The organism is Variovorax sp. YR266, assembly GCF_900107295.1.
In the GTDB taxonomy this organism is placed as follows: Bacteria; Pseudomonadota; Gammaproteobacteria; order Burkholderiales; family Burkholderiaceae_C; genus Variovorax.
The window spans coordinates 41,049-62,418 of sequence record NZ_FNPM01000014.1 but is presented as its reverse complement, the minus strand read 5'-3'; the positions used below and the strand labels follow the sequence as shown (position 1 = coordinate 62,418).

Here is a 21,370-nt window from a genome sequence, read left to right as displayed (position 1 = left end):
TCGGGACGCGGTCATTGCTTGCGGATGCGGGCGAGTTCGTCGCTGTAGAGTTTGACGATGGCGGGGTCGTACTGCGCCGCGAACTTGTCGATCGCGGGCTTGGCGATCTCGCGCATGCGCACCTGCTCGGCTGCGCTCACCTCGTTGAACTGGGCCCCCTTGGCCTGCAGTTCACCGACGGCCTTCTGGGCCGCCGCGCGGCTGACTTGGCGCTGATAGCCGCGCGCCTCGTCGGCGGCCTCGTGCATCATCTTCTGCTCGGCGGGGGACAGTGAGTCCCAGAATTTCTTGCTGACGAGCACGATGTTGGCGGCGTACACGTGGTTCGTCGCGCTGACGAACTTCTGCACCTCGAAGAACTTGTTCGACAGGATCACCGAATACGGGTTCTCCTGGCCGTCGACCGCCTTGGATTCGAGGGCGCCGTAGAGCTCGGCGAACGGCATCGGCACCGGGTTGGCCTTGAAGGCCTTGAAGGTTTCCAGGAACACGGGGTTGGGGATGACGCGGATCTTCAGGCCCTCGAGGTCCTCGGGCTTGCCGATGGGGCGCTTGCTGTTGGTGACGTTGCGAAACCCCAGGTCCCAGTAGCCGAGGGCCACGAGGCCTTTGTCGGGCAGCTTGGCGATGAGGGCCTGGCCCAGGGGGCCGTCGAGCAGGGCGTCGGCCTGGGCGAAGCTGCTGACGGAGAAGGGAAAGTCGACGAGGCCGAACTCCTTGACGATGCCCGCGAGCGACGTGGTGGCCGGCGCCGACATCTGCTGCACCCCGCCTTGCAGTGCGGACTGCTGCTGCATCTCGTTGCCGAGCTGGGAGGCCGGGAACTCCTGCACCTTCATCTTGCCGCTGCTCTTGGCCGCGAGCAGTTCGGCGAAGCGCTTCACGCCGAAGCTCACCGGATGGTCCGCATTGTTGAGATGGCCGAAGCGGATCACCCGTTCCTGCTGGGCCCAGGTCGGGGCGACAAGGCCGATGCACAGGCCGGCGGCGGCAAGCGTACGAAGAAGTTTCACTGAGGTCTCCAGAGGAAGGCAGAAAGGACTGATTGCGGCGATTTTGAGTTTTGCGGAAAATCTTTCCATTATGGAAATCCCTTCCCGCGATCTGATAGAGTGACAACGTCGCGGAAGACGAGCGGCCGCGGTTGAACCGGGAGACATGAAATGAGCGAGATGCTGGGACGCAGCTTCAAAGTGTTGGAATACCTGGCGGAACACCCGCAGGGCGTTGCACTGTCCACGGTGGCCAGTGAACTGAAGATCCCCCTGAGCGCATCGCACCGACTGCTGACGGAGCTGATTCGCTGTGGCTACGTGCGGCAGAACCTGGCCGACGGCCACTATGTGCTGACCATCAAGCTCGTCTCCGTGGGCCTGTCGTTCCTGAGCAATTCGGGCATCGTGGATGTGGCCCAGCCGCTGCTGGACCAGCTTGCCGCTGCCTCGGGCGAGCTGGTGCGCCTGGCGGTGGTCGACGGCGAAGACCTGACTTTCGTGGCCAAGGCGCAAGGGGCCACCCACGGGCTGCGCTACGACCCGGACATGGGCCTGTCGGTCATGCTGTCGTGCAGCGCCGCGGGACATGCCTGGCTCTCGACGATGAGCGAGGACGATGCGATGGCCCTGGTGGCCAAAAAGGGGCTGGGCAAGCCGGAGGACTTCGGCCCGAAGGCACCCACCACGCTCAAGGCGGTGATGGCCTACGTGAAGGCGGCTCGCCAACGTGGGTTCAGCATGATCAACGAGGTCTTTGCACCGGGAATGACCGCCATGGCCGCCCCCGTCTTCTCCGTCAACGGCGCGGTGATCGGCGTGGTCACGATCGCGGGGCCCGCGGTCAGGCTGACGCCGCAGCGGATGGAGGCACTGGGGCCGGCACTGATCGGTGCGGCCGAGGAGGTCGCACGCGCCAGCGGCGGTTCGGCGCTGTTCAAAAAGAGAGCCTGACTTACATCACCAGGAGACAACTGCCATGAAGAAGAATCCGATTCGCAAGCTGTTGCTGGCCGCTGTGGCCGCCACGGCTGTCCTTGCCGCTCCAGGTGCGGTCGCACAGGTCAAGGAGCGCACGCTCAAGTTCGCGTTCCAGAACCAGGCCGGTCACCCCCAGGCACAAGGCGCGCAGAAGTTCGCCGATCTGGTCGCCGCCAAGTCAGGCGGCAAGATTGCCGTCAAGCTGTTCGCGGGTGGCGTGCTCGGCGGTGACCTGCAGACCGTGTCGGCGCTGCAGGGAGGAACGGTCGAGCTCACGGTGCTGAACGCGGGCATCCTCTCGGCGCAGGTGAAGGAGTTCGCGGCCTACGACTTTCCGTTCCTGTTCAACAGCGGCAAGGAGGCCGACGCGGTCACTGACGGTCCCTTCGGTCAGAAGCTGATGGCCAAGCTGGAGGACAAGGGCCTGCACGGGCTGGGATACTGGGACCTGGGTTTTCGCAATCTCACCAACAGCAAGCGCCCGATCGTGAAGGCGGACGACGTCGCGGGCCTGAAGATCCGCGTGATCCAGTCGCCGATCTACATCGACATGTTCGGCGCGCTGGGCGCCAATGCCACGCCGCTGCCGTTCCCGGAGCTGTATTCAGCTCTCGAGCAGAAGGCGGTGGATGGGCAGGAGAATCCGAACACCACCATCCTGTCGTCCAAGTTCGCCGAGGTGCAAAAGCACATCACCCAGACTCGGCACATCTACAACCCACAGGCGCTGCTGGTCAGCAAGAAGACATGGGATGGCATGAGCGCCGAGGAGAAGAAGATCCTCGCCGAAGCCTCGGCCGAGGCGACGGTGTTCCAGCGCCAGGTCTCACGCGGCGCTGCCGACAGCGCGCTCGATGCGCTGAAAAAAGCAGGCATGACCGTGTCGGAATTGCCGCCAGAGGAGATGTCCAAGCTGCGCGCCAAGGTCAAGCCGGTGATCGACAAGTACTCGGTATCTGTGGGCGAATCCACTGTCAAGGAGTTGATGATAGAAATTGAGAAGGTACGGAAATAGGCGACTGGAAGCCAAGGCTGAGCATCAGCGGTTCCCTCTCATGCATGCGACACTAGATTTGTTGGTCGCGTGCGAAGCGCATTCACCCGATCGCTGCAGCTTCATGAGCCGGCCTCATCGAGCAGTACCTCGACGAGCGAGCAACTCGATCTGCTGACCCCTGCATAGGCCGAGGACGCCACAAAAGGCGATGCGACCGCCGCGCCATCACCGCGGCTGCACGATCGCGGAATCTGCAACGTCACGGGCAATCAATCGAGGGCCACGTCCCATGGCCCCCCGAGGCCCATGCTAACGCCGACAAATGACCCACCGCGACATCAGGCGAAATGCCCGCCGAAGTCACCGGCAACACGCCCAGCAACTTTTGCCGGGTGCTGCCATACACCTCATGGCTGCTCACATGGCCAACGTGCCATTGCTGGTCACGTTGTGCAGACCTGCTCCTGACCTTCACGCCATCGCAAAGCCTCGATCACCAGAACCAACGCCGGTGGGATCTGCCTGCGATTTGCATAATACAGGTGGTAGCCAGGAAACGACGGCCACCATTCCTGCAACACCGGCACAAGCCGGCCTTCATCGATATGCGGCTGCATGATGTCGAGGGGCACGAAAGCGAAGCCCATCCCATCCAACGCGGCACGAAGCATTAGGAACGTGTTGTTGAACGTTGTCTGGCCGCTCACACGGACACTGATCGCCTTCCCTTCTCTCTCGAAGTCCCAGGCATACAGGCCGCCATTCGTAGCCAACCGAAGGTTGATGCAGCGATGGTCGATGAGATCGTGCGGGACGAGGGGCAGTGGCCTGCCTGTCAGGTAAGCGGGAGACGCTGCTACGGCCATGCGCAAATCCGGCGCAATGCGCACTGCGATCATATCTTTGTCCACTCGATCTCCCACACGCACGCCAGCATCGAACCGATGCGCCGCAATATCCGTGAGCGCATAGTCCACGCTGAACTCAACCCGAACATCGGGGTAGTCCTGCAGCAAGGGCTGTATTCGGGGCCACAGCACGGAGGTGATGGCGTGGTCGTGGGCCGTGATGCGCACCGTGCCAGCCGGCTTGTCACGCAGAGCGCTGAGCGAATCCAGCTCGAGTTCGATTTCATCGAGTCGAGGCGCAACTGCTTCCAACAGTCGTGCGCCAGCCTCTGTGACTGAAACGCTGCGGGTGGTGCGCGTCAGCAGCCGCACGCGCAGCCGGGCCTCCAAGGCCAGCATCGCATGGCTCAGCGCCGAGCGGGACAGGCCCAGTTGAGCGGCAGCACGGGTGAAACTGCGCTCGCGGGCGACGGCCACGAAGGCTTGAAGGTCGTTGAGATTCTCTTTTGCCATTGGTGACTTTTTTGCACCACCGTATATCGATAAAGCGATCTTCTCACCCAGTGACGAGGCATCTACAGTTTTCTGCAGATAACCGAGGCATATGAATGGGCGGTTTGGCGCTCTCGCTGCATTTCGCGCTGTGTCAGGGAGATTGGATGCACGCCCGCGCCCTCGCACCGGCGTCAGCGGATAGGGCTCTAGCGGCACCAAAGAAAAAAGTGACGATGTGTCCCAGAGTATCGAAAGGATCAAGATCATGGAACTCAAACGCGCTGGCTCGCAGCCTTCCACAATAGGGCCAGCCGAATGGTTCACTGGGACGGTGCGTATCGACCCGCTGAACAACCCGCCAGCGCCCGCGCGCGCCTCCTGCGCGAGCGTGACGTTCGAGCCGGGCGCGCGCACGGCTTGGCACACCCATCCGCTGGGACAAACGCTGATCGTCACCGCCGGCTGCGGATGGACGCAGTGCGAGGGCGAGCCCATCGTCGAGATCCGTGCCGGTGATGTCATCTGGTGTCCGCCCGGCCATCGGCACTGGCACGGCGCATCGCCGACCACAGCCATGACTCACGTCGCGATCCAAGAAGCACTGGATGGCAAGAACGTCGAGTGGATGGAACACGTGGGCGACGCGCAGTACCTCGCAGGTCCGCCTTGCGGCTGAGCCATTTGGGGATGCGGACAAAAACTTGGACTACCAGGAGGTAGGTCATGTATTCGTACGAAGACAGGATTCGAGCGGTGCATCAAGCTCGGCAAACGCGCCAGGGCGACCATTCGCCAATTGGGGTACCCGACCAAGAATGCGTTGAAGGGCTGGCACCGTGAGCACGAGCGGCGGCTCGACCTACCAAAGGGCTATGCGCGTTCGAAGCCTAAGTATTCTCAGAAGCACAAGGGGGCGCCGTCAGGCATTTCCTCGACCATGGAAGCTGCATCGCATTCTCGATCAAGGCATTGGGCTATCCGGCACCGGATTCGCTGCGTTCTTGGACTCACGAATTGCACCCCGAGTTGCACGCTCGAAGCCCTTCGATGCGACATCCGACGATTGCAGCTCGAAAAAGGCCTCTTGAAGAAGGCGAATGAAATCCCGAAAAAAGACCTGGACATCGACCGGCGACTCCTGACCAATCGATAGAAGACGCTGCTGGTTGATGCCCTGAGTCAGACGACATACACCCTCGTGGAGCTGCTCGACGAAGTGGGTCTGGCACGCAGTTCCTACTTCTATCATCGAGCCCGGCTCGATGCTGCGGACAAGTACGCCGAGGTGCGTCGAACCCTCACCGACATCTTCGAGCGCAATCACCGTTGCTATGGCTACCGCCGGCTGCAGGCTTCGCTGACCAGGCAGCGCGTCAGCATCTCGGAGAAGGTCGTGCAGCGGCTGATGAAACAAGAGAGCTTGGTCGTTGCCAAACCGAAGCGGCGCAGGTACGGCTCATACTTGGGAGAGATCAGTCCGGCGCCAGACAACCTTCTCGGCCGAAACTTCCGGGCGCGCAGCGCCCATGAGAAGTGGCTCACTGACATCACGGAGTTCCAGACCCCGGCCGGCAAGGCGTATCTGTCTCCCATGATCGACTGCTTAGACGGCATGGTCGTCAGCTGGTCGCTCGGTACGCGCCCGGACGCTGAACTCGTCAACACGATGCTGGATGCGGCCATCGAGACGGTGGTCGATACCCAAAGACCGACCCATCGTTCACTCCGATCGTGGTGCCTACTATCGCCGGCCTGGATGGCTATCGCGCATCGCCGATGCGAAGCTGATTCGTTCGATGTCGCGCAAGGGGTACTCGCCTGATAACGCGGCGTGCGAAGGCTTCTTCGGCCGGTTAAAAACCAAGCTGTCTATCCTCGCAATCGACAGTCCACAACCATCGAACAGTTCATACAAGCCGTGGGCTCCTCCATCCGTTGATACAACGAACAGCGGATCCAGATCTCACTGGACTCTCTCAGCCCCATCGAATACCGAGAGAGTCTTGGACTTGCGGCATAAAACCAGTCCAAGTTTTTGTCCGCATCCCCACTACAGCATTTCGAGGAATCGCCAGAATCTCTCGGTATCGCAATAAGCAACATTGAAGCGGAACCAAGCGCTCGCCGCGTCAGAGATGCCGAAGTACGCGCCCGGGGCAAGCCAGATGCCTTGCCTCAGCGCGCGCGCCGTGACGTCCTTAGCCGACTGGGGATCGATCGGCAGACGCCCCCAGAGGAAAAGCCCCGCCTGCGGACGATGAAACAGCTCCACGCCGGCCGCGACGAGCTTGCGCTCGATCCGCGCATGCATGTCCGCCAACCGATGACGCAAGCGCTCCAGGTGCCGGCGGTAGGCGCTATCTATCAGTACCTGATGGACCGCCTTTTCCGTGACCGCGGAGGAAGTCAGGCCGGTGACCATCTTCAGACGCGTCAAAGTGTCCAGAGTCGCCGGGTCAGCCGCGACGAAGCCTACGCGCAGCAACGGCGAGATCGTCTTGGAGAAGCCCCCGACGTAGACGACCGGCCCAAGCCCCGCCATGGCGACCAGCATCGGTGCATCGGGCGGCGCCAGCCCCCGGCTCACATCGTTTTCGATGATACGCACCTGCGCGCGCTGGGCGATCTGGAGCACCTTGTAGGCCGTCGGCAAGGTGAACGACGAGCCCGTGGGATTGTGCAAGGCGGAGCTCACGAACAGCGCCTTCGGTTGGTGCCGCCGAACCACATCCTCGAGCGCTTCGGTATCCAGGCCATCCGGTGTGCGGGGCACGAACACCAGTCGCACGCCCGAGAGCCTCAATAGCTCGAGCAAGTTGCAGTAGCAAGGGTCCTCGACGGCAACGACGTCATCGGGCTTGAAGAGTGATCGAATGACCAGATCCAAGGCCTGACTGGCGCCTTGCGTGATCAGGATCGAATGGGCATTGGCAGGCAGGCCAAAGCGCGCCAGTTCGAAGGCGATGCGCGAGCGCAGGCTGGCGTCGCCCTGCGGCTGTCCGTATCCGCCGACCTGGCCCGCCATGGTGCGGCCCAGCGACCGCAGTGCCCGGCCGAATTCAATGCCGTCGAGCCAGCCGGGCGGAAGCCAGCCACAGCCGGCCTTGACGGATGTCGTCTGGTCGGAGAACACCACCGATGACAACCAATTGTCGTTCGGACTGGAAGGAGTCTCGGGGAACGGGGGCGCAGGCTGCGGGGTGATCTGGTTTATCACGGTGAATCCGGCACCGGGACGCGACGCGATCATTCCGAGTGACACCAGTCGCTGGTACGCCTGGACAACGGTGAACGTGCTGAGCTGGAGGCGCATCGCCAGTTGGCGCACGGACGGCAGCTTCTCGCCGGACAGTATCCGGTGCTGCCTGATCGCTTCGTCTACACCGTCCACGATCTGGGTCACCAGAGAAGTCGCGCGACCTTTGCGACGATCTATCGACAGCTTCAAGTCCATGAGCGCTCATCTCTCCCTGTTTCTCCGTCAACCATGGATTCGCAATCCGCAACGCGCAGGTTCAACGCTTCACCGGCGTCGGTGAGGATTCGCCAGCAATGCCCCACCCTGGCTGCGTGATCCTGTGGATCTCCGGCAACCCGGCGCGCACCCACGTCGATCTCTCGTCCAACGGCCCGTGATGCACTTCGAGCCCGGCTTCGGCGCACAAGACCAAGCCCGCCGCAATGTCCCAGGCCTGAACGCGATGCTGCAGGTGCCCGTCGAGGCGGCCGAGCGCGCTGAAGGCCAAGCCAAGCGTGGTGCAGCGGTAGGACTCCACCACCCACCCCGCCTCGCGCAGACGGCGCGTCGTGGCCAGCGCGTCCTCGAGGTCCAGGTCGGCGTCGCCGACCGAGGCCAGGTGCACATCTCCGAACGGCCGCTGTGGCTGCGCTGCAAGCCCGTTGACGAACAGCCCGAAGCCGGCCTCGGCACCGACGATCAGGTCCAGCGCCGGGAAGGCGATCACGCCGATGCTCGGCTTGCCGCCACGCACCAGCCCGAGCGACACGCCCCACAGCGGCAGGCCACGCAGGAAGTTGCTCGTGCCGTCGATCGGATCGATGAACCAGGTGGCATTCGCGCTGGGCCGCCCGCCGCCCTCTTCGCCGATCACCGCATCGCCAAAGAAATCCAGTGCGAGCCGCGCCCGGATCAACTGCTCCACCTTTTCGTCGGCCGCCGACACGAAGTCCTGAGGCCCCTTGGCGCGCATGCGCAGGTTGCCGCGGTCGTTGAACGCTTCGAGCGCGCATGCAGCCGCGTCGGACACGATGCGGTGTGCACGCGCCAGTCCGTCGGGCATCCCTGCGCGGACTTGGCCCGGGTCGCTCGCCGCGGTCATCGCACCGCCCCCCTGCCCTGACGGTCTTTGCTGCGTGCCAGGTAAGCCACCAGGTCCGGCACGACATCGGTCTGGATCGCGCCCACGCCGACGTCGAGCAGGCGGCCCCAGACGGCATCGGCGTCCTGCAGCGCATGCGTGTCGTTGAAGTCCAGACTGTGCGAGCAATCGATGGTGTTGACCCACAGGCGCGCGCCCTGGCGCCTAAGTTCGTCGCGGCCGGCCTCAAGATCTGCAAGGTCGGCGAAGCCCACCTCGTACATCTGGCAGCCCAGCGGCTCGAGCCAGCGCAGGTCTTCGGCGAAACGGCCGGGGCGGGCCTGCATCATCGGCACGAAGGCGATGCGACCGAAGAAGGGGCTGGCCCGGACCTGGTCCACATGCGCCTGCTCGGTGATCGTGGCCTTGACGAACACCTGGTCGGCCATGCCCGCGGCAATGACGGCCTGCGCGACGTGGTCGGCCATCAGCGTGTCCTTGACGTCGATGTTGACCACCACGCGATCGCGCGCCGCTTCGAGCGCGCTCGCCAGCGTGGGCAGGCGCTCGTGCGTCGGCACGAGCGCGCTGCCGCCGTCGCGGGGTTTGAGACGAGCCCGGCGCACTTGGCCGAAATCGAGCGCGGCCACGGCGCCGCTGCCGGTCGTGGTGCGTTCCAGCGTCGGGTCGTGCAGCAGCACCAGCACGTCGTCGCGCGTGGCACGCACGTCGAGTTCGATGATGTCGGCGCCCTGCGCGATGGCGTCGTCGAGCGCGGAGATCGAGTTTTCGGGGAGCTCCCGCCAAGCCCCACGGTGCGCGGCCACGAGCACGCGGGGGTTCGAGGAGCCGATGAGTGCGGTGGTCGAGATGCAGGAGTCGTCGGTTGGCAAGAATGCGGAAACAGCCATTGCGGGTGATTGATGTTGAAAGAGAAGTGAACGAAAAGTGAGCGGCTCGCGGGCGCGCTTTCAGACCTTGCCCATGCCCGCGGCCATCAGGTCGTCGCGCAGGATGCGCCCCGACAGCACGAACACGACCAGCACCGGCAGCAGAAGAATCAGCGCCACCACCGCGGCCAGCGGGAATTGCAGCGAATACGGGTCGAGGTGGTGGTACAGCAGCACGGGCAGCGTCTGCACCGCCGGCGCGCCGACGAGGAAAGTCTTGTCGAACTCCTCGAAGCTGCCGACGAAGGACAGCAGCGCGCCGGCCAGCAGCCCCGGCGTGCACAGCGGCAGCGCCACGTGCCACACGGCGCGCAGCGGGCTCGCGCCGAGCGAGCGCGCGGCGTGGAGCAACTCGTCGGGCAGGGTCTCGAAGCTGGCCACGAGCAGCCGGATCATCAGCGGCAGCGTGCCCACCATCTGCACCAGCACCACGCCGGGCACGGTGTAGGTCAAGCCCCATCCGAGGAACACCTGCCCCACGCCCACGGCAACGACGATGCCCGGCACGATCACCGGCGCCAGCACGAACACCTCGACCGCGCGCCTGCAGCGCAGCGGAAACTTGGCCATCGCCCAGGCTGTGGGCAGTGCCACGATCGCGGTCAGCACGGTCACGAGCACGGCGATGACGGTGCTGGTGATCGCCGCGCCCAGTACGTCGCCATCGTCGAACACGGCCCGCCAGAGGGCGCCGGTGTAGCTGCTGGGCAGCAGGTCCGGTGCGGGCCAGCGCCCGGCCACACTCCACAGCACCAGCAGCAGCAAGGGCAGCCCCAAGGCCAATGCGAGGGCCGCGAACAGGCCCGCCGACACCCAGATCCGGTCTTCGGGCTCGAAGCGCCGACGCGCCGGGGAGATCAACGCCGCCTCACTCATGGTCGTCCTTTCGGGCGCTGCCGCCCAGCAGCCGGGCAGCCCGCGCACTCAACGCGTAGTAGCCCAGCAGCACCGCGACCGCGAAGGCGCTGAGCAACATGCCGATGGCGTAGACCAGCGGCAGATGGCCGCTGCCGAACTCCGCGTACATGTGCACGGCCAGCGGACGCGGAGAAGGCGGCCCCACCAGATCGGGGATGGCGAACGAGCCCATGGTGCCGATGAAAGTCAGCAGCACCGCGGCCGAGATGCCGGGCAGCGCCATCGGCAGCTCCACCCACAGCAGCGTGCGCCAGCGGCCTGCGCCCAGCGTGCGCGCGGCGTGGCTCACCTCCTGCGGGATGGCGGCGAAGGCGCCGGTGATCACCAGGGTCATGAACGGCAGCTGCTTCCAGACCGAGGTCAGGATGACGCCCACGCCCCAGGGGTCGCGCACCAGGCGAGGCAGCGCGAGGCCGAACGGCGCGGCCAGCCGGTCGAGGAAGCCGCCGCGTTCGGCCAGGGTCATGACGATCAGCGCGGCAATGATGCCCGGCACCGCCATCGGTATCTTGTACAGCCCGTTGAACCACGCGCGCCCGCGGAAGTGGCGGCGCAGCAGCAGCGCCAGGCCGATCGAGAGGACGAGCGTCACCAGCACCGGAGCGACGCCGTAGTAGATCGACACCAGGAGCCCGCTGCGCAAGGCCGGGCGAGTGAAGATCTGCGCATAGTGCTCGAGCGTGAAACCGGCCAGTCCTTGGTCGAGGCCCAGGCTGCCCGCCAGGCTCCACAGCAGCGGACCAGCGAACAGCGCGCCAAGAAAGACCACGCCGGGCAGCAGGCAGGCCCAGGCCAGCAGCCGGGCGCGCGTGTCCGCCGCGGATGCGTTCTTCATCATGGGCGAGTCCCGCGGTTCGAGTCCTCGTCCGCGGATTTCAAAGCGTGCAGGCGCTCTGCAGCAGTGACGCTCACGCGCTGCCCCACGGGCAGCAATGTCGCGCCATCGCCGGCCGTGACGGTGACGCGCAGGCTCAGATCCGCGATGCGCACCGTGTAGTTCAGCTGCGCTCCCGTGAAACTCGCGGCCGTGACCTCGCCGGCGCCTTCGGCATCGGGCACGACCCACAGGTCCTCGGGCCGCAGCGACACCAGCGCGGAATCGGCACCGTCGGCCAGGTCGTCGATGGCGGCGGACGCGCCCCAGGGCAGCATCACCCTGCAGTCCTTGCCGCGGCCCGTGACCGGCAGGCGCAGCAGGTGCGTGTGCCCAAGGAAGTGCGCCGTGAATGCGTCCACTGGCCGGCGGTACAGCGCGAGCGGGGTGCCGCTTTCGACGATGCGCCCGGCGTTCATCACCATGATGCGGTCCGACATCGCCATCGCCTCGGTCTGGTCGTGCGTGACGTACAGGCTGGTCGTGCCGACACGCCGGTGCAGCGCGACCAGCTCGTCGCGCAGGCTTTCGCGCAGCTTGGCGTCGAGGTTGGACAGGGGCTCGTCGAAGAGCAACAGCGCCGGCTGCATCACGATCGCGCGCGCCAGCGCCACGCGCTGCTGCTGCCCGCCCGAGAGCTGGCGCGGCATCCGGTCCAGCAGGCCGTCGAGCCTGCAGATGGCCACGGCGTGTTCAATGCGGCTGGCCTGCTCGGCCGGCGCGATCTTCTTCATACGCAGGCCGAAGCCCAGGTTCTTGCGCACGCTCATGTGCGGAAACAGCGCGTAGGTCTGGAACACCATGGCCACGTCACGGTGCTCGGGCGGCAAGGTGTCGATGCGCCGCCCGCCGAGCCGGATCTCGCCGCCGCTGGCGCTCGCAATGCCGGCCACGATGCGCAGCAGGGTCGTCTTGCCGCAGCCCGAAGGCCCCAGGAGCGTGACGAACTCGCCATGCGGCACTTCGAAGTCGGTGGGCGCCAGCGCCACGGTCGAACCGTAGGATTTGTGAACGCCGCTCAGTGTCAGGGAGGCCATCGTTTGCCGCTTCAGGAAATGGAGGATGGAACAGGAGATGGCGTGCTCAGCGCTTCGCGAGCACCTTGTCTTCGAATGCGCGGATCAGCCCGCGCGTCACCAGCCAGTTGGCCGGCACGGAGCGCGTGCGCATCTGCGCGGCGGGCACCAGATAGGGTGCCGTTGCGGCGCTCGCAACGGCCGCAGGGTCGACGTCGTTGCGCGGCGAACGCGAGGCGTGGTGCTCCAGCTTCCAGACCTGGAACTCGCGGTCGAACGCCATGTCGATGAACAGCAGCGCCGCAGCCGGATTCCTGGCATTGGCCGGCACGATCAGGCCGTCGCCGCTGGCGGCCATGCCGCTCTCGAGCAGCGTGAGCCTGAAGCTGGACGGCAGTTGCCTGTCGCGGACGAACGCCAGGGACAGGTCTTCCCACGTGGTGCCGATCCAGGCCTGCCGGTTGTTGAGCAGGTTCAGCGTGTCGGCGTTGCCGTTGGTCAGCTCCGCCACCTTGAGCAGTTGCGTGAGGTACGCCCACAGCGGGTCGAGGCAGCTTGCGGTCGCGGCCCATTGCACGGCCTCGTCCTCGGTCATGCGCGCGCTCGCGAGGGTCTTGCGGCATGCCGGATCGCTGGCGAAGTGCAGCGCGGCCGCATACAGGAACCCGCTGCCGGAGCCGCCCTTGGCGGGCGAGGTGATGGCGAACTTCCCGGGATTCTTCTGCGCCCACGCCAGCAGCGACTCGAATTTCGCGGGCACCTCGGCGGTGGGCAGCAGCGCGCTGTCGTAGCCCAGCGCGGTCTGGTTCAGATGCACCAGCGGCCATGCGCCGCCGGTGTCCACGCCGAAGATCGCGTGCTTGTACTCGGCAGGAACCGCCGAGAGATTGGGCATGACATTGGCCAGGTCCAGCTGTGCGATCACGCCGGCGGAACGCAGCACCTCGAAGCTGTCGGTGCTCCCGGCAAAGTACACATCCACCGGCGAAGGCGCACCGGCCTTGTGGACGGCCATCAGCTGCTGGTTGGCCTGCGCCTGGCGTACGTTGCGGTACTCGACCTTGATGCCGTAGCGCGCCTCGAAACGCGGGATCAAGCCGAGCTTCCACACCGGATCGAAATTGCCCGCGAAGTTGTAGAGCATGAGCTTGCCTTCGCGCCGGGCCACGGGTTCGAGCACCTTGTAGAAGTTGTCGCGCGTCAGCGCGGCCGCATCGAAGTCGGCGTACTTCAGCGGGGCCTGCGCGTGGGCACCGAGCAGCGCGAAGGCCTGCAGGGCGAGCAACACGGCGGTGCGGAGCATCGAAAACATGGACATGGATACAGACCCGGGTTGCCGGCTATTCGGCACGGAAATTGACGTCGAAGACCACGAGTGCCTCCTCTGCCCCTTCGGACTTGCAGGTGAAGCGGCGCACCGCAGCCTGCACTGCACGCTGGTATTCGCGCGGGCCCGACAGCAGGCTCACGTCGAGCACGGCGCCGCCGTGCACGCGGAACTGCACCTTGACCGTGGCGGCCAAGCCGACCCGCTCGAAGACACCGGCCAGGCCGCTTTGCAGCGCGGCCTGGTAACCCGGGCACACCACGCCCACGCTCGACGATGGTGACCGGGCCGGCGCGGGGGATGGCGCAGGGGACGGCACTGGTGGGGCCGGCGGCGATGGTGCCGGTGCAGGGGCAGGTTCAGGACTCTGCATCGCAACGACGGGAGGCGCCGGCGGCGGCACGGGAACAGGCGCGGGCGTTCGCACGACCTCGGGCCGCGGCGCACGGGCCGGCTGCGGCGTTGCCGTCTTGCGGGCCTCGACGATCTTCTCGACCTTCGGCGGCTTCACCTCCTGGACGATGACGGCTTCCAGCGGCTTCCTGGCGACAGCCTCCACCGCCTTGCGCGCCAGCCCGGTGACCAGCGCATAGCCGATCAGCAGGTGCAGCCCCACCATCACTGTCAGGCCTGCCGGGCCGAAGCGGTTCGCAGGCTTGAAGTCCTTCACGCGGCCGAGGCTCGCAACAGGCAGGGTCGCGCTCATGGAGCCAGCGCCTGTGAGCCGACGATGCCGATCCGGGTCAGGCCGGCGCGCTGCGCCGCGGCCAGCACGGCAGCGACCACCTCGTATTTCGCCTTGCGGTCTGGCCGCAGGTACACCGGCGGCTGATCGGGCTGTGCGACGAGCTGTTCCATGCGGCGCACGAGCTCGGCCCGGTCGGCCAGCGGCTCGCCGTTCCACGCCACCACGCCGGCGGCGCTCACGTCGACGTGCAGCACTTCGGGCCTGGGTTCACTGGGCGGTGCGCTGGCCGTGGGCATGTTCAGATTGACCGCGTGCAGCTGGACCGGGATGGTGATGATCAGCATGATCAACAGCACCAGCATCACGTCGATCAACGGCGTGGTGTTGATGTCCGCGACCGGCGCGTCTGCCGCAGCGGATTGGCGTGGGGGTTTCCTGATCTTGCGCATGGTTCAGTCGTTGGGCGGAGGTTCGGTGATGAAGCCCACCTTGGCAATGCCGGCGCTGCGACAGGCGTTGATGACCCGGCCCACAGGCTCGTAGTCGCTCGCGCCGTCGCCGCGGATCTGCACTTCGGGCTGCGGGTTCATCGCGGCCACCGCGCGCAGCCGCCCGGCCAGCGCCGCGTCGTCGGGCAGGCGGCTGTCGAGCCAGTAGATGTCGCCGCGGGCGTCCACCGAAATCACGACGTCCTCCGCCTTGCTCACGCGCACTTCGTTGCGCTCCTTGGGCAGATCCACCGGGACCGCGTGGTTGGCCACGGGAATGGTGATCAGGAAGATGATCAACAGCACCAGCATCACGTCCACCAGCGGCGTGGTGTTGATCGCCGAGACGACCTGGTCTTCGTCGCCATCGGCAGCGGGGATGTTCATGGCCATCGCGTTGCTCCGGTCTCAAAGACTCGTCATGCGGCCTGCCTCGGGGGCGATACGAGCTGCGTCGTGTACAGAAGCAGCGCCGTATGCAGTTCGCCGCCGAAGTCGCGCACCTCGTCCATCACGCCGACATTGCGGCGCAGCAGCCAGTTGTAGCCCAGGACCGCGGGCACCGCGACGGCCAGGCCGATGGCGGTCATGATCAGTGCCTCGCCCACCGGGCCGGCGACCTTGTCGATGCTGGCCTGCCCGGCCACACCGATGGCGGTGAGCGCATGGTAGATGCCCCAGACCGTGCCGAACAGCCCGATGAAGGGCGAGGTGGACCCCACCGTCGCGAGGAACGACATGCCGTTGCCCAGGCGCCGCTGCACGCGCTCGGTGGCGCGGTGGATGGAGAGCTCCACCCAATCGTAGAAGTCGACCTTGGCCTGCAGCCCCACATGCTTGCGGGTGGCATTCAGGCCTGCATCTGCAATGAAGCGAAAGGGGCTGCCGTCGGCCAGCTTTTCGACGCCCTCTTCGGTGCTGTGGGCGCTCCAGAATTCACGCCCTGCGTTGGCCGCCTGGCGCTTCATCTTGCCCTGCTCGAGCAGCTTGGTCACGATGAGGTACCAGGTGCCCATGCTCATGATCGCAAGGATCACGAGCACGGTCCGGGCCACCAGGTCGCCCTGGCTCCACAACGCATCGAAGCCGTAGGGGTTGCTGCCGCCGGTGGTGGTTGCGGTTGCAGCGAAGGCTTGCGAGCCAAGGCACATGCCGCATGCAGCGAGGGTGGCGAAGCGATACAGCGCGTGCCGCGTGCGCTCGGAAAGTCGGTGTTGTTTCATCATGAGTTGGAGCGAATGGATTGAGTGGGCGGGGTGCGGGCCATGAGCTGCGCCGTCAGAGTGCATAGGTCATGCCGAACCAGTACGACTTGCCGTTGTCGATCTCCTGGTTGAGCAGGGATTGCCCCGGACCCGTCACCCGGCGCAGCTTCGCACCGGTGAGGTTCTTCGCCTGCAGAGCGAAGGACAGCGCCTTGCTGTACTGGTAACGCACCTGCATGTCGACCGTCTTGATCGCGGCGTAGTAGATGTCCAGTGCAGAGTTCGTGGTCGACAGCGAAGTCAGGGTCTTGCCGGTGTAGTTGTAGGCGACCTGCCCGCTCCAGGCGCCGCTGCCCCACAACAGGGCCAGGTTGGCCATGCGCGTGGGCGAGTCCTGCATCTGGGGCATGGCGCGGCTGGTGCCGTTGCTCATGCGCACGCTTGCGGGCTTCTGGTCCATCAGCGTGAAGTTCGCGGCCCCGCCGAAGGCGTTGAAAGGCGCCGGCAGGAAGTCGAAGTGCACATCGGTCGCGCCGAGCTCCAGGCCATTGACCTTGGCCGTCCCGACGTTGGAGGCCTGCGTCAGGTTCTGCGTGTAGCTCGCACCGCCGATCATCAGGTTGTTGGTCGAGGTCAGGCGTGCGATCTCGTTGGAAATGTTCTTGTCGAACAGCGCCACCGACACCATCGAATCGAGCGAGGGGTGCCACTCGAGCGAAACGTCGAGGTTGCGGGACTTGCGCGGCTGCAGGTCCGGGTTGGCCTGGGTCGTGGTGATGATGTTGCCGGCGACGGAGCTGGAGTTCTGCCCCAGGTCGGAGTAGATCGGGCGCGCCAGCGAACGGCCCAGGCCGGTGCGCAGGCGCAGGTCGGGATGGATGTCCCAGCTCAGGTTCACCGAAGGCAGCACGTCGGTGCGACTGGACGATTGCGACGTCTGGCCGTAGGTGGTGGACTGGTTCAGCGGCGTGGGCATCCAGGTGTCGATGCGCGTGGCGGCATGCTCGACGCGGGCCCCTGCGGTCGCGGTGAAGTTCTCCAGCTGGTAGGCCGCCATGCCGTAGGCGGCGCTGATGCGCTCGGAAACATCGAAGTCCTGCGACGTGCTGCGCGCCACCTGATCAGGGGACAGCGTGTAGCGGCCCGGATTGGCATTGAAGTAGGCCTGGGCAAGCGCCGGATCCACCAGCAGCAGCGAGCGCCCGTTGCTGTTGTAGGGAACCACCATCGCGCTGCTGGCGCCGACCTGCGCCAGCGTGATCGGCCGGCCGGTGGCGGGGTTGAAACGCTGCTCGTCGAAGTTGTAGTTCTTCGTCAGGTCCCGCAGCTGGAAGCCGGTCTTGAAGCCCCAGCCCTGCGCGCCGTCCTCCAGGTTGTGGCTGAGGTTGACCTTGAGCGTGTGCTGGTGCGTGGTCGACTGCTCGACCTGCGAGGTGTTTTCCGTCAGGTTGTAGCGGCTCGTGTCGTAGAGGGCGCTGCCGTTCCTGGGCGTGAAGACCGGCACGGAGCCGGGCACCAGCGTGTAGTCGTAGCCCAGCGCCGTGCTGTTGCCGGTCGCGAAGGTGTGCAGCTTGGAGTCCTGCCGGTAGCTGCCGCTCGCCTCGTTGTACGTCACGTCGATCAGGCCGCGGTCCCAGGGCTGGTACTCGGCCCCGGCCTCGACATAGCGCAGTTGGCGGTTTTGGTCGAACTTGGCGTAGTCGGTCTGCGACTGGCCGCTTGCGGCGCTACCGGTCAGGCCGTTGACCGTCACGGGCGAGGAGGCGGTGGCGGTGTTCTGCAGCCACTGCGCGCGACGGTCTTCGTCGTTCAGGTGCTGGAACCAGCCACCCGTCAGGTGCGCGCGGAAGTTGCTGTGGTTGTCGTATTCGAGCTTGCCGAACAGGCTCTTGCGCTCGCGGATGTTGTCGTAGGTCAGCCAGCGCAGGCGGTCGGGGAATGCAATGGCGTTGCTGACGTCGGCGGTGGCAGGGTTGAGCTTGGCGGCGTTGGTCTGCGCGCCGCCCTTGGGGTAGAAGCTGTAGCTGTCGATCGCGGTGTTCAGCGACGACGAGACCCGCCGGAAATAGCTGCCCGACAGCAGCGCACCGAATTCGTTGTGCTCGCCGAAGGTGGTACTCATCGTGCCTTCGAGTTGTCCGGAAGGCGATGATCTGTCGAGGCGCCGGTGATTGGTCCAGTCCGACAGATCGGTGCGCAGCGAAAAGTGCTGCCCGGGATTGTCGAATGCGCTGCGCGTGCGCAGGTTCGTCAGGCCGCCGATGGCGTTGCCTTCCATCTCCGGCGTGAAGGTCTTGTAGACCGACACCTGGCTGGCCAGCGACGCGGGAATGACGTCCAGCGAAACGACGCGGCGCGTGGTTTCCGTCGCGGGCAGTGCGATGCCGTCGATCGTGACGCTGTTGTAGTCGGGGTTAAAGCCGCGCAGGGTCATGAACTGCGCCTCGCCGCGGCCGTTGTTGACGATCATCGACACACCGGGCACGCGCTGCAGCGCCTCGCCCAGACCAAAATCGGGGATCGAACCGATCTCGTCGGAGGACACGCCGTCCGACACGACACGCTCGGCGCGCTTCTCTGCGATCGCCTTCTTCGCCGACAGGGCGCGGCCCGTGATGACCACGGGCGCCAGTTCCGTGGCCGGCGCGGAGGGCTCGGCGGACGACGCTGGCGAAGGGCCAGGCTGCGCCTGCGCCCACGCCCGGGTCACGGACAGTGGCAGGACGCCCAGGACGAAAGGGACGCTCAGCAGTACGACCCGGCTGAACAATGCTTGCATGACGGCTCCAGATGAATGAGTGGTTCGTGGCAAGGGCGTGCATCCCCCTGACAACGACTTCGACTGTATTTATTCACTGTGACTGAATTATTAAATTCATCGCAGTATCCCTAGGAAATCAAAGAGACGACGGACTTTTCTTATTTATGTCACCTTTCATGTATATAAACTTGATGCATGGAAGATGACTTGCACCGCCCGGGCACGGCCACGCCGCCCCGGACCTTCTGGCGTACGCCTGCCGACCCCGTGGTCGCCAGCCCCAACGAGCGGGAACTGCTCGATCTGGTCCGTCGCCAAGGACGGATGTCCCGGGCGGACCTCACCCGTGCCACCGGCCTGGCGGCGCAGTCGGTGATGCGGCTGGTCGACGAGTTGCGCGACCGCGGTTTGCTTCACCTGGGCGAGACCTTGCCGCGCGAAGGCCGGGGCAAGCCGAGCCAGGCGGTCGAGCTGGTGCCCGGCCATGCCTGCACGATCGGCTTTTCGATCACCACGGACAGCGTCAGCTCGGCCATCGTCGACTTCGCGGGCAATGTGCTCGGACAGAGGCACGTGCAGACGCCGAACCTCGATCGCAGCAAGCTGGTCGCGGTGCTGCGCCAGCACACGCAGACGCTGCTGCACACGCACAAGGTTTCGCCCGATCGGCTGTTCGGCCTGGGTGTGGGCATCACCGGCTTCTTCGTGGGCGAAGGCCGCCGGGTGAACTCCCCCTCCCCGCTGGACGATCTCGCGCTGGTCGACCTAGACGAGTTGCTCGCGCGGGAGCTGGGACACCCCGTGTGGCTGGACAACGACGGCACCGTGGCCGCCGTCGGAGAGAGCATGCTGGGTGTGGGGCGCTGGGCGCGCAGCTTCGTCTACCTGTACTTCAGCCTGGGCCTGGGAGGCGGCCTGATTGTCAATGGCCGGTGCGTGCGCGGCGCCCACGGCAACGCAGGCGAAGTCGCCGGCATGCTGTCGATACCGGGAATCGAGGCACCCACACTGGAGTTGCTGCGCGAAATGCTGGCCTCGGACGGCCTGGCCTTCGCGGACATCGGCGCGATGCTCGCGCAGTTCAACCCTCATTGGCCGGCCTGCGATCGATGGCTGGAGCGTGCGCGTCCTGCGATGTCGCTGATCGTCTCGGCCACCGTCGCGTTGCTCGACCCCGACGCCATCGTCTACGGCGGGCGGCTGCCGCGGGCGCTGGCCGAACGCCTGATCGCCGGCTCGACCATCGACAACAAGCCCCGGCGCGGGCGCAAGCGGCCCGAGCCGCGCCTCGTGCCAGCCGAAGCGCCCAGCGATGCCACGGCCATCGGTGCGGCCGCGCTGCCGTTCAAGGAGCACTTCTTCCTGTGATGGTGCGATTGGAGTGCATGAGCATCTTTCTCCCTTAATAATTCAGTCACAGTGATTAAATAGACTGGCGGCGGTTCGGTGTCTGGGCGACGTGCCTCACCGCTCTCGCACTCATTCGAAGGATCACTGTCATGTCTCCATTGCCGGTCCGCCTTGCAGGCAAAGTTCGCGCCACGCTGTTTCTCGCTTCGGCGCTGCTGTTCGGCGCAAGCTCGCACGGTGCTGCGCTTCTGGCCTGCGGCAGCGATGCGGTTCGCAAGTACGAAGTCGACGGTGATCGTTCGACAGTGACATGGTCGTGGTCGCCTCGAACCGACGGCAACATGCCTGAGGCCTACAAGTCGGGGCTGTTCGACAAGATCGATGAATGCAAGCCTGTCCTGGGCGCCAGCGCGGTCCTGGTCACGGCCTCGACGGGCGGCGTTGCGCTGGTCGACCTGCGGACCGGCCATGCCACGTTCTGGGCGCAGGTGGCCATGGCGCATTCCGCCGAGATGCTGCCGGGCCATCGCATCGCTGTAGCCGCATCCCTGGCACCGCAGGGCAACCGCATCGAGATCTATGACGCGAGCTTGCCGGGCCGCATGCTCCATGCCACCGAGCTGTACTCGGGCCATGGCGTCGTGTGGGATGAGCGCCGATCCCTGCTGTATGCGCTGGGCCACGAGGCCGTCAGAGCGTACAAGCTGACGGACTGGGACTCTCCGGCGCCGCGGCTGGCATTGGTGGCGTCCTGGCCGCTGCCAGGCAAGGCGGACGGACACGACCTCGCCCGGCTTCCGGGTGGCCACGAGCTGGTCCTGAGCACCGACGACGGCGTCTGGCAGTTCGACCCCGATACCGGCGTCTACGAGGCCTATGCGCCGCTGGCCGGCCTGCGCAACATCAAGGCCGTCAGCGTCGAAGCCCGCACGGGCCGCATCGCCTTCCAGCAGCCCGAGGAGCGCTGGTGGTCCCATCACATCCGGCTGCTCGCGCCCGAAGGTGCCATCGCCGTGCCGGACATCCGGCTCTACAAGGTGCGCTGGCTCCCCGACCACCAAGCGCCTTGACGGCACCGGCCTCGCAGAAAGTTCTCTGCCCCGCTCGATTTAATAATTCAGTCACAGTGAATTATTAGGATGGGCCAGGGCCCTACTCCAA

Annotated in this window: 21 protein-coding genes; 7 read left to right on the top strand and 14 right to left on the bottom strand. The window is 65.6% G+C overall.

Going from position 1 to position 21,370, the window contains the following annotated elements; genetic code table 11:
* Positions 1-11: 11 nt before the first annotated feature.
* Entirely contained in the window at positions 12-1,013 is a 1,002-nt protein-coding gene (locus BLW48_RS28540; RefSeq protein WP_093178829.1) for a TRAP transporter substrate-binding protein, read from the bottom strand.
* 150 nt (positions 1,014-1,163) lie between these two features.
* Between BLW48_RS28540 and BLW48_RS28535 the strand changes: the two genes are divergently transcribed.
* On the top strand, positions 1,164-1,946 hold the full coding sequence (locus BLW48_RS28535; protein ID WP_093178827.1) for an IclR family transcriptional regulator: 783 nt from the start codon (positions 1,164-1,166) through the stop codon (positions 1,944-1,946).
* A 25-nt stretch (positions 1,947-1,971) separates the two neighbouring features.
* The gene (locus BLW48_RS28530; protein ID WP_093178826.1) at positions 1,972-2,988 is read left to right on the top strand and encodes a TRAP transporter substrate-binding protein; all 1,017 of its coding nucleotides are present in this window, start codon (positions 1,972-1,974) and stop codon (positions 2,986-2,988) included.
* 425 nt (positions 2,989-3,413) lie between these two features.
* Here BLW48_RS28530 and BLW48_RS28525 read toward each other — a convergent pair whose 3' ends face one another.
* Complete coding sequence (locus BLW48_RS28525; RefSeq protein WP_093178824.1) at positions 3,414-4,331, bottom strand: LysR family transcriptional regulator; 918 nt, start codon at positions 4,329-4,331, stop codon at positions 3,414-3,416.
* 247 nt (positions 4,332-4,578) lie between these two features.
* Here BLW48_RS28525 and BLW48_RS28520 point away from each other — a divergent pair, with 247 nt between their 5' ends.
* The 3 genes from BLW48_RS28520 to BLW48_RS36100 all read left to right on the top strand — a co-directional run bounded on the left by BLW48_RS28520 (position 4,579) and on the right by BLW48_RS36100 (position 6,333).
* Positions 4,579-4,989: a (R)-mandelonitrile lyase gene (locus BLW48_RS28520; RefSeq protein ID WP_093178823.1), complete on the top strand. Its 411-nt coding sequence runs from the start codon at positions 4,579-4,581 to the stop codon at positions 4,987-4,989.
* Between the two features lie 522 nt (positions 4,990-5,511).
* On the top strand, positions 5,512-6,135 hold the full coding sequence (locus BLW48_RS35920) for an IS3 family transposase (RefSeq protein ID WP_256330965.1): 624 nt from the start codon (positions 5,512-5,514) through the stop codon (positions 6,133-6,135).
* Positions 6,136-6,267: 132 nt separating this feature from the next.
* Complete coding sequence (locus BLW48_RS36100; protein WP_371127575.1) at positions 6,268-6,333, top strand: hypothetical protein; 66 nt, start codon at positions 6,268-6,270, stop codon at positions 6,331-6,333.
* 30 nt (positions 6,334-6,363) lie between these two features.
* On the opposite strand, the gene BLW48_RS28510 is transcribed toward BLW48_RS36100, so the two are convergent.
* The 12 genes from BLW48_RS28510 to BLW48_RS28455 all read right to left on the bottom strand — a co-directional run bounded on the left by BLW48_RS28510 (position 6,364) and on the right by BLW48_RS28455 (position 18,877).
* Positions 6,364-7,767 (bottom strand): aminotransferase-like domain-containing protein, encoded by a 1,404-nt coding sequence (locus BLW48_RS28510; RefSeq protein ID WP_093178821.1) that lies wholly within the window; start codon positions 7,765-7,767, stop codon positions 6,364-6,366.
* Positions 7,768-7,828: 61 nt separating this feature from the next.
* A complete protein-coding gene (locus BLW48_RS28505) occupies positions 7,829-8,653 on the bottom strand; it encodes an inositol monophosphatase family protein (RefSeq protein ID WP_218137528.1) in 825 nt (274 codons plus the stop codon).
* Entirely contained in the window at positions 8,650-9,543 is an 894-nt protein-coding gene (locus BLW48_RS28500; protein ID WP_093178820.1) for a glycerophosphodiester phosphodiesterase family protein, read from the bottom strand. Before BLW48_RS28500 ends, BLW48_RS28505 begins: the two co-directional genes overlap by 4 nt.
* 60 nt (positions 9,544-9,603) lie before the next feature.
* Positions 9,604-10,458 (bottom strand): ABC transporter permease, encoded by an 855-nt coding sequence (locus tag BLW48_RS28495; protein WP_093178818.1) that lies wholly within the window; start codon positions 10,456-10,458, stop codon positions 9,604-9,606.
* Positions 10,451-11,335, bottom strand: a complete 885-nt coding sequence (locus BLW48_RS28490) for an ABC transporter permease (protein WP_093178961.1) — start codon at positions 11,333-11,335, stop codon at positions 10,451-10,453. The genes BLW48_RS28495 and BLW48_RS28490 overlap by 8 nt, the downstream gene beginning before the upstream one ends.
* Entirely contained in the window at positions 11,335-12,411 is a 1,077-nt protein-coding gene (locus BLW48_RS28485) for an ABC transporter ATP-binding protein (protein WP_093178817.1), read from the bottom strand. Before BLW48_RS28485 ends, BLW48_RS28490 begins: the two co-directional genes overlap by 1 nt.
* Positions 12,412-12,457: 46 nt before the next feature.
* The gene (locus tag BLW48_RS28480; protein WP_093178960.1) at positions 12,458-13,702 is read right to left on the bottom strand and encodes an extracellular solute-binding protein; all 1,245 of its coding nucleotides are present in this window, start codon (positions 13,700-13,702) and stop codon (positions 12,458-12,460) included.
* 28 nt (positions 13,703-13,730) lie between these two features.
* Positions 13,731-14,423, bottom strand: coding sequence for a hypothetical protein (locus BLW48_RS35915; RefSeq protein WP_256330964.1), 693 nt, complete (start codon positions 14,421-14,423; stop codon positions 13,731-13,733).
* Positions 14,420-14,854 carry an ExbD/TolR family protein gene (locus tag BLW48_RS28470; RefSeq protein WP_093178815.1) on the bottom strand — a complete coding sequence of 145 codons (435 nt, stop codon included), beginning with the start codon at positions 14,852-14,854 and terminating at the stop codon, positions 14,420-14,422. Before BLW48_RS28470 ends, BLW48_RS35915 begins: the two co-directional genes overlap by 4 nt.
* 3 nt (positions 14,855-14,857) lie before the next feature.
* Complete coding sequence (locus BLW48_RS28465) at positions 14,858-15,286, bottom strand: ExbD/TolR family protein (RefSeq protein ID WP_093178814.1); 429 nt, start codon at positions 15,284-15,286, stop codon at positions 14,858-14,860.
* A 26-nt stretch (positions 15,287-15,312) separates the two neighbouring features.
* Positions 15,313-16,119: a MotA/TolQ/ExbB proton channel family protein gene (locus tag BLW48_RS28460; protein ID WP_093178812.1), complete on the bottom strand. Its 807-nt coding sequence runs from the start codon at positions 16,117-16,119 to the stop codon at positions 15,313-15,315.
* 52 nt (positions 16,120-16,171) lie between these two features.
* Positions 16,172-18,877, bottom strand: coding sequence for a TonB-dependent receptor (locus tag BLW48_RS28455; RefSeq protein WP_093178811.1), 2,706 nt, complete (start codon positions 18,875-18,877; stop codon positions 16,172-16,174).
* A gap of 177 nt (positions 18,878-19,054) precedes the next feature.
* On the opposite strand from BLW48_RS28455, the gene BLW48_RS28450 reads away from it, so the two are divergent.
* Entirely contained in the window at positions 19,055-20,227 is a 1,173-nt protein-coding gene (locus BLW48_RS28450; protein ID WP_093178809.1) for an ROK family transcriptional regulator, read from the top strand.
* A 131-nt stretch (positions 20,228-20,358) separates the two neighbouring features.
* The gene (locus tag BLW48_RS28445) at positions 20,359-21,279 is read left to right on the top strand and encodes a DUF6528 family protein (protein WP_143047802.1); all 921 of its coding nucleotides are present in this window, start codon (positions 20,359-20,361) and stop codon (positions 21,277-21,279) included.
* The last annotated feature ends 91 nt before the right edge of the window (positions 21,280-21,370 follow it).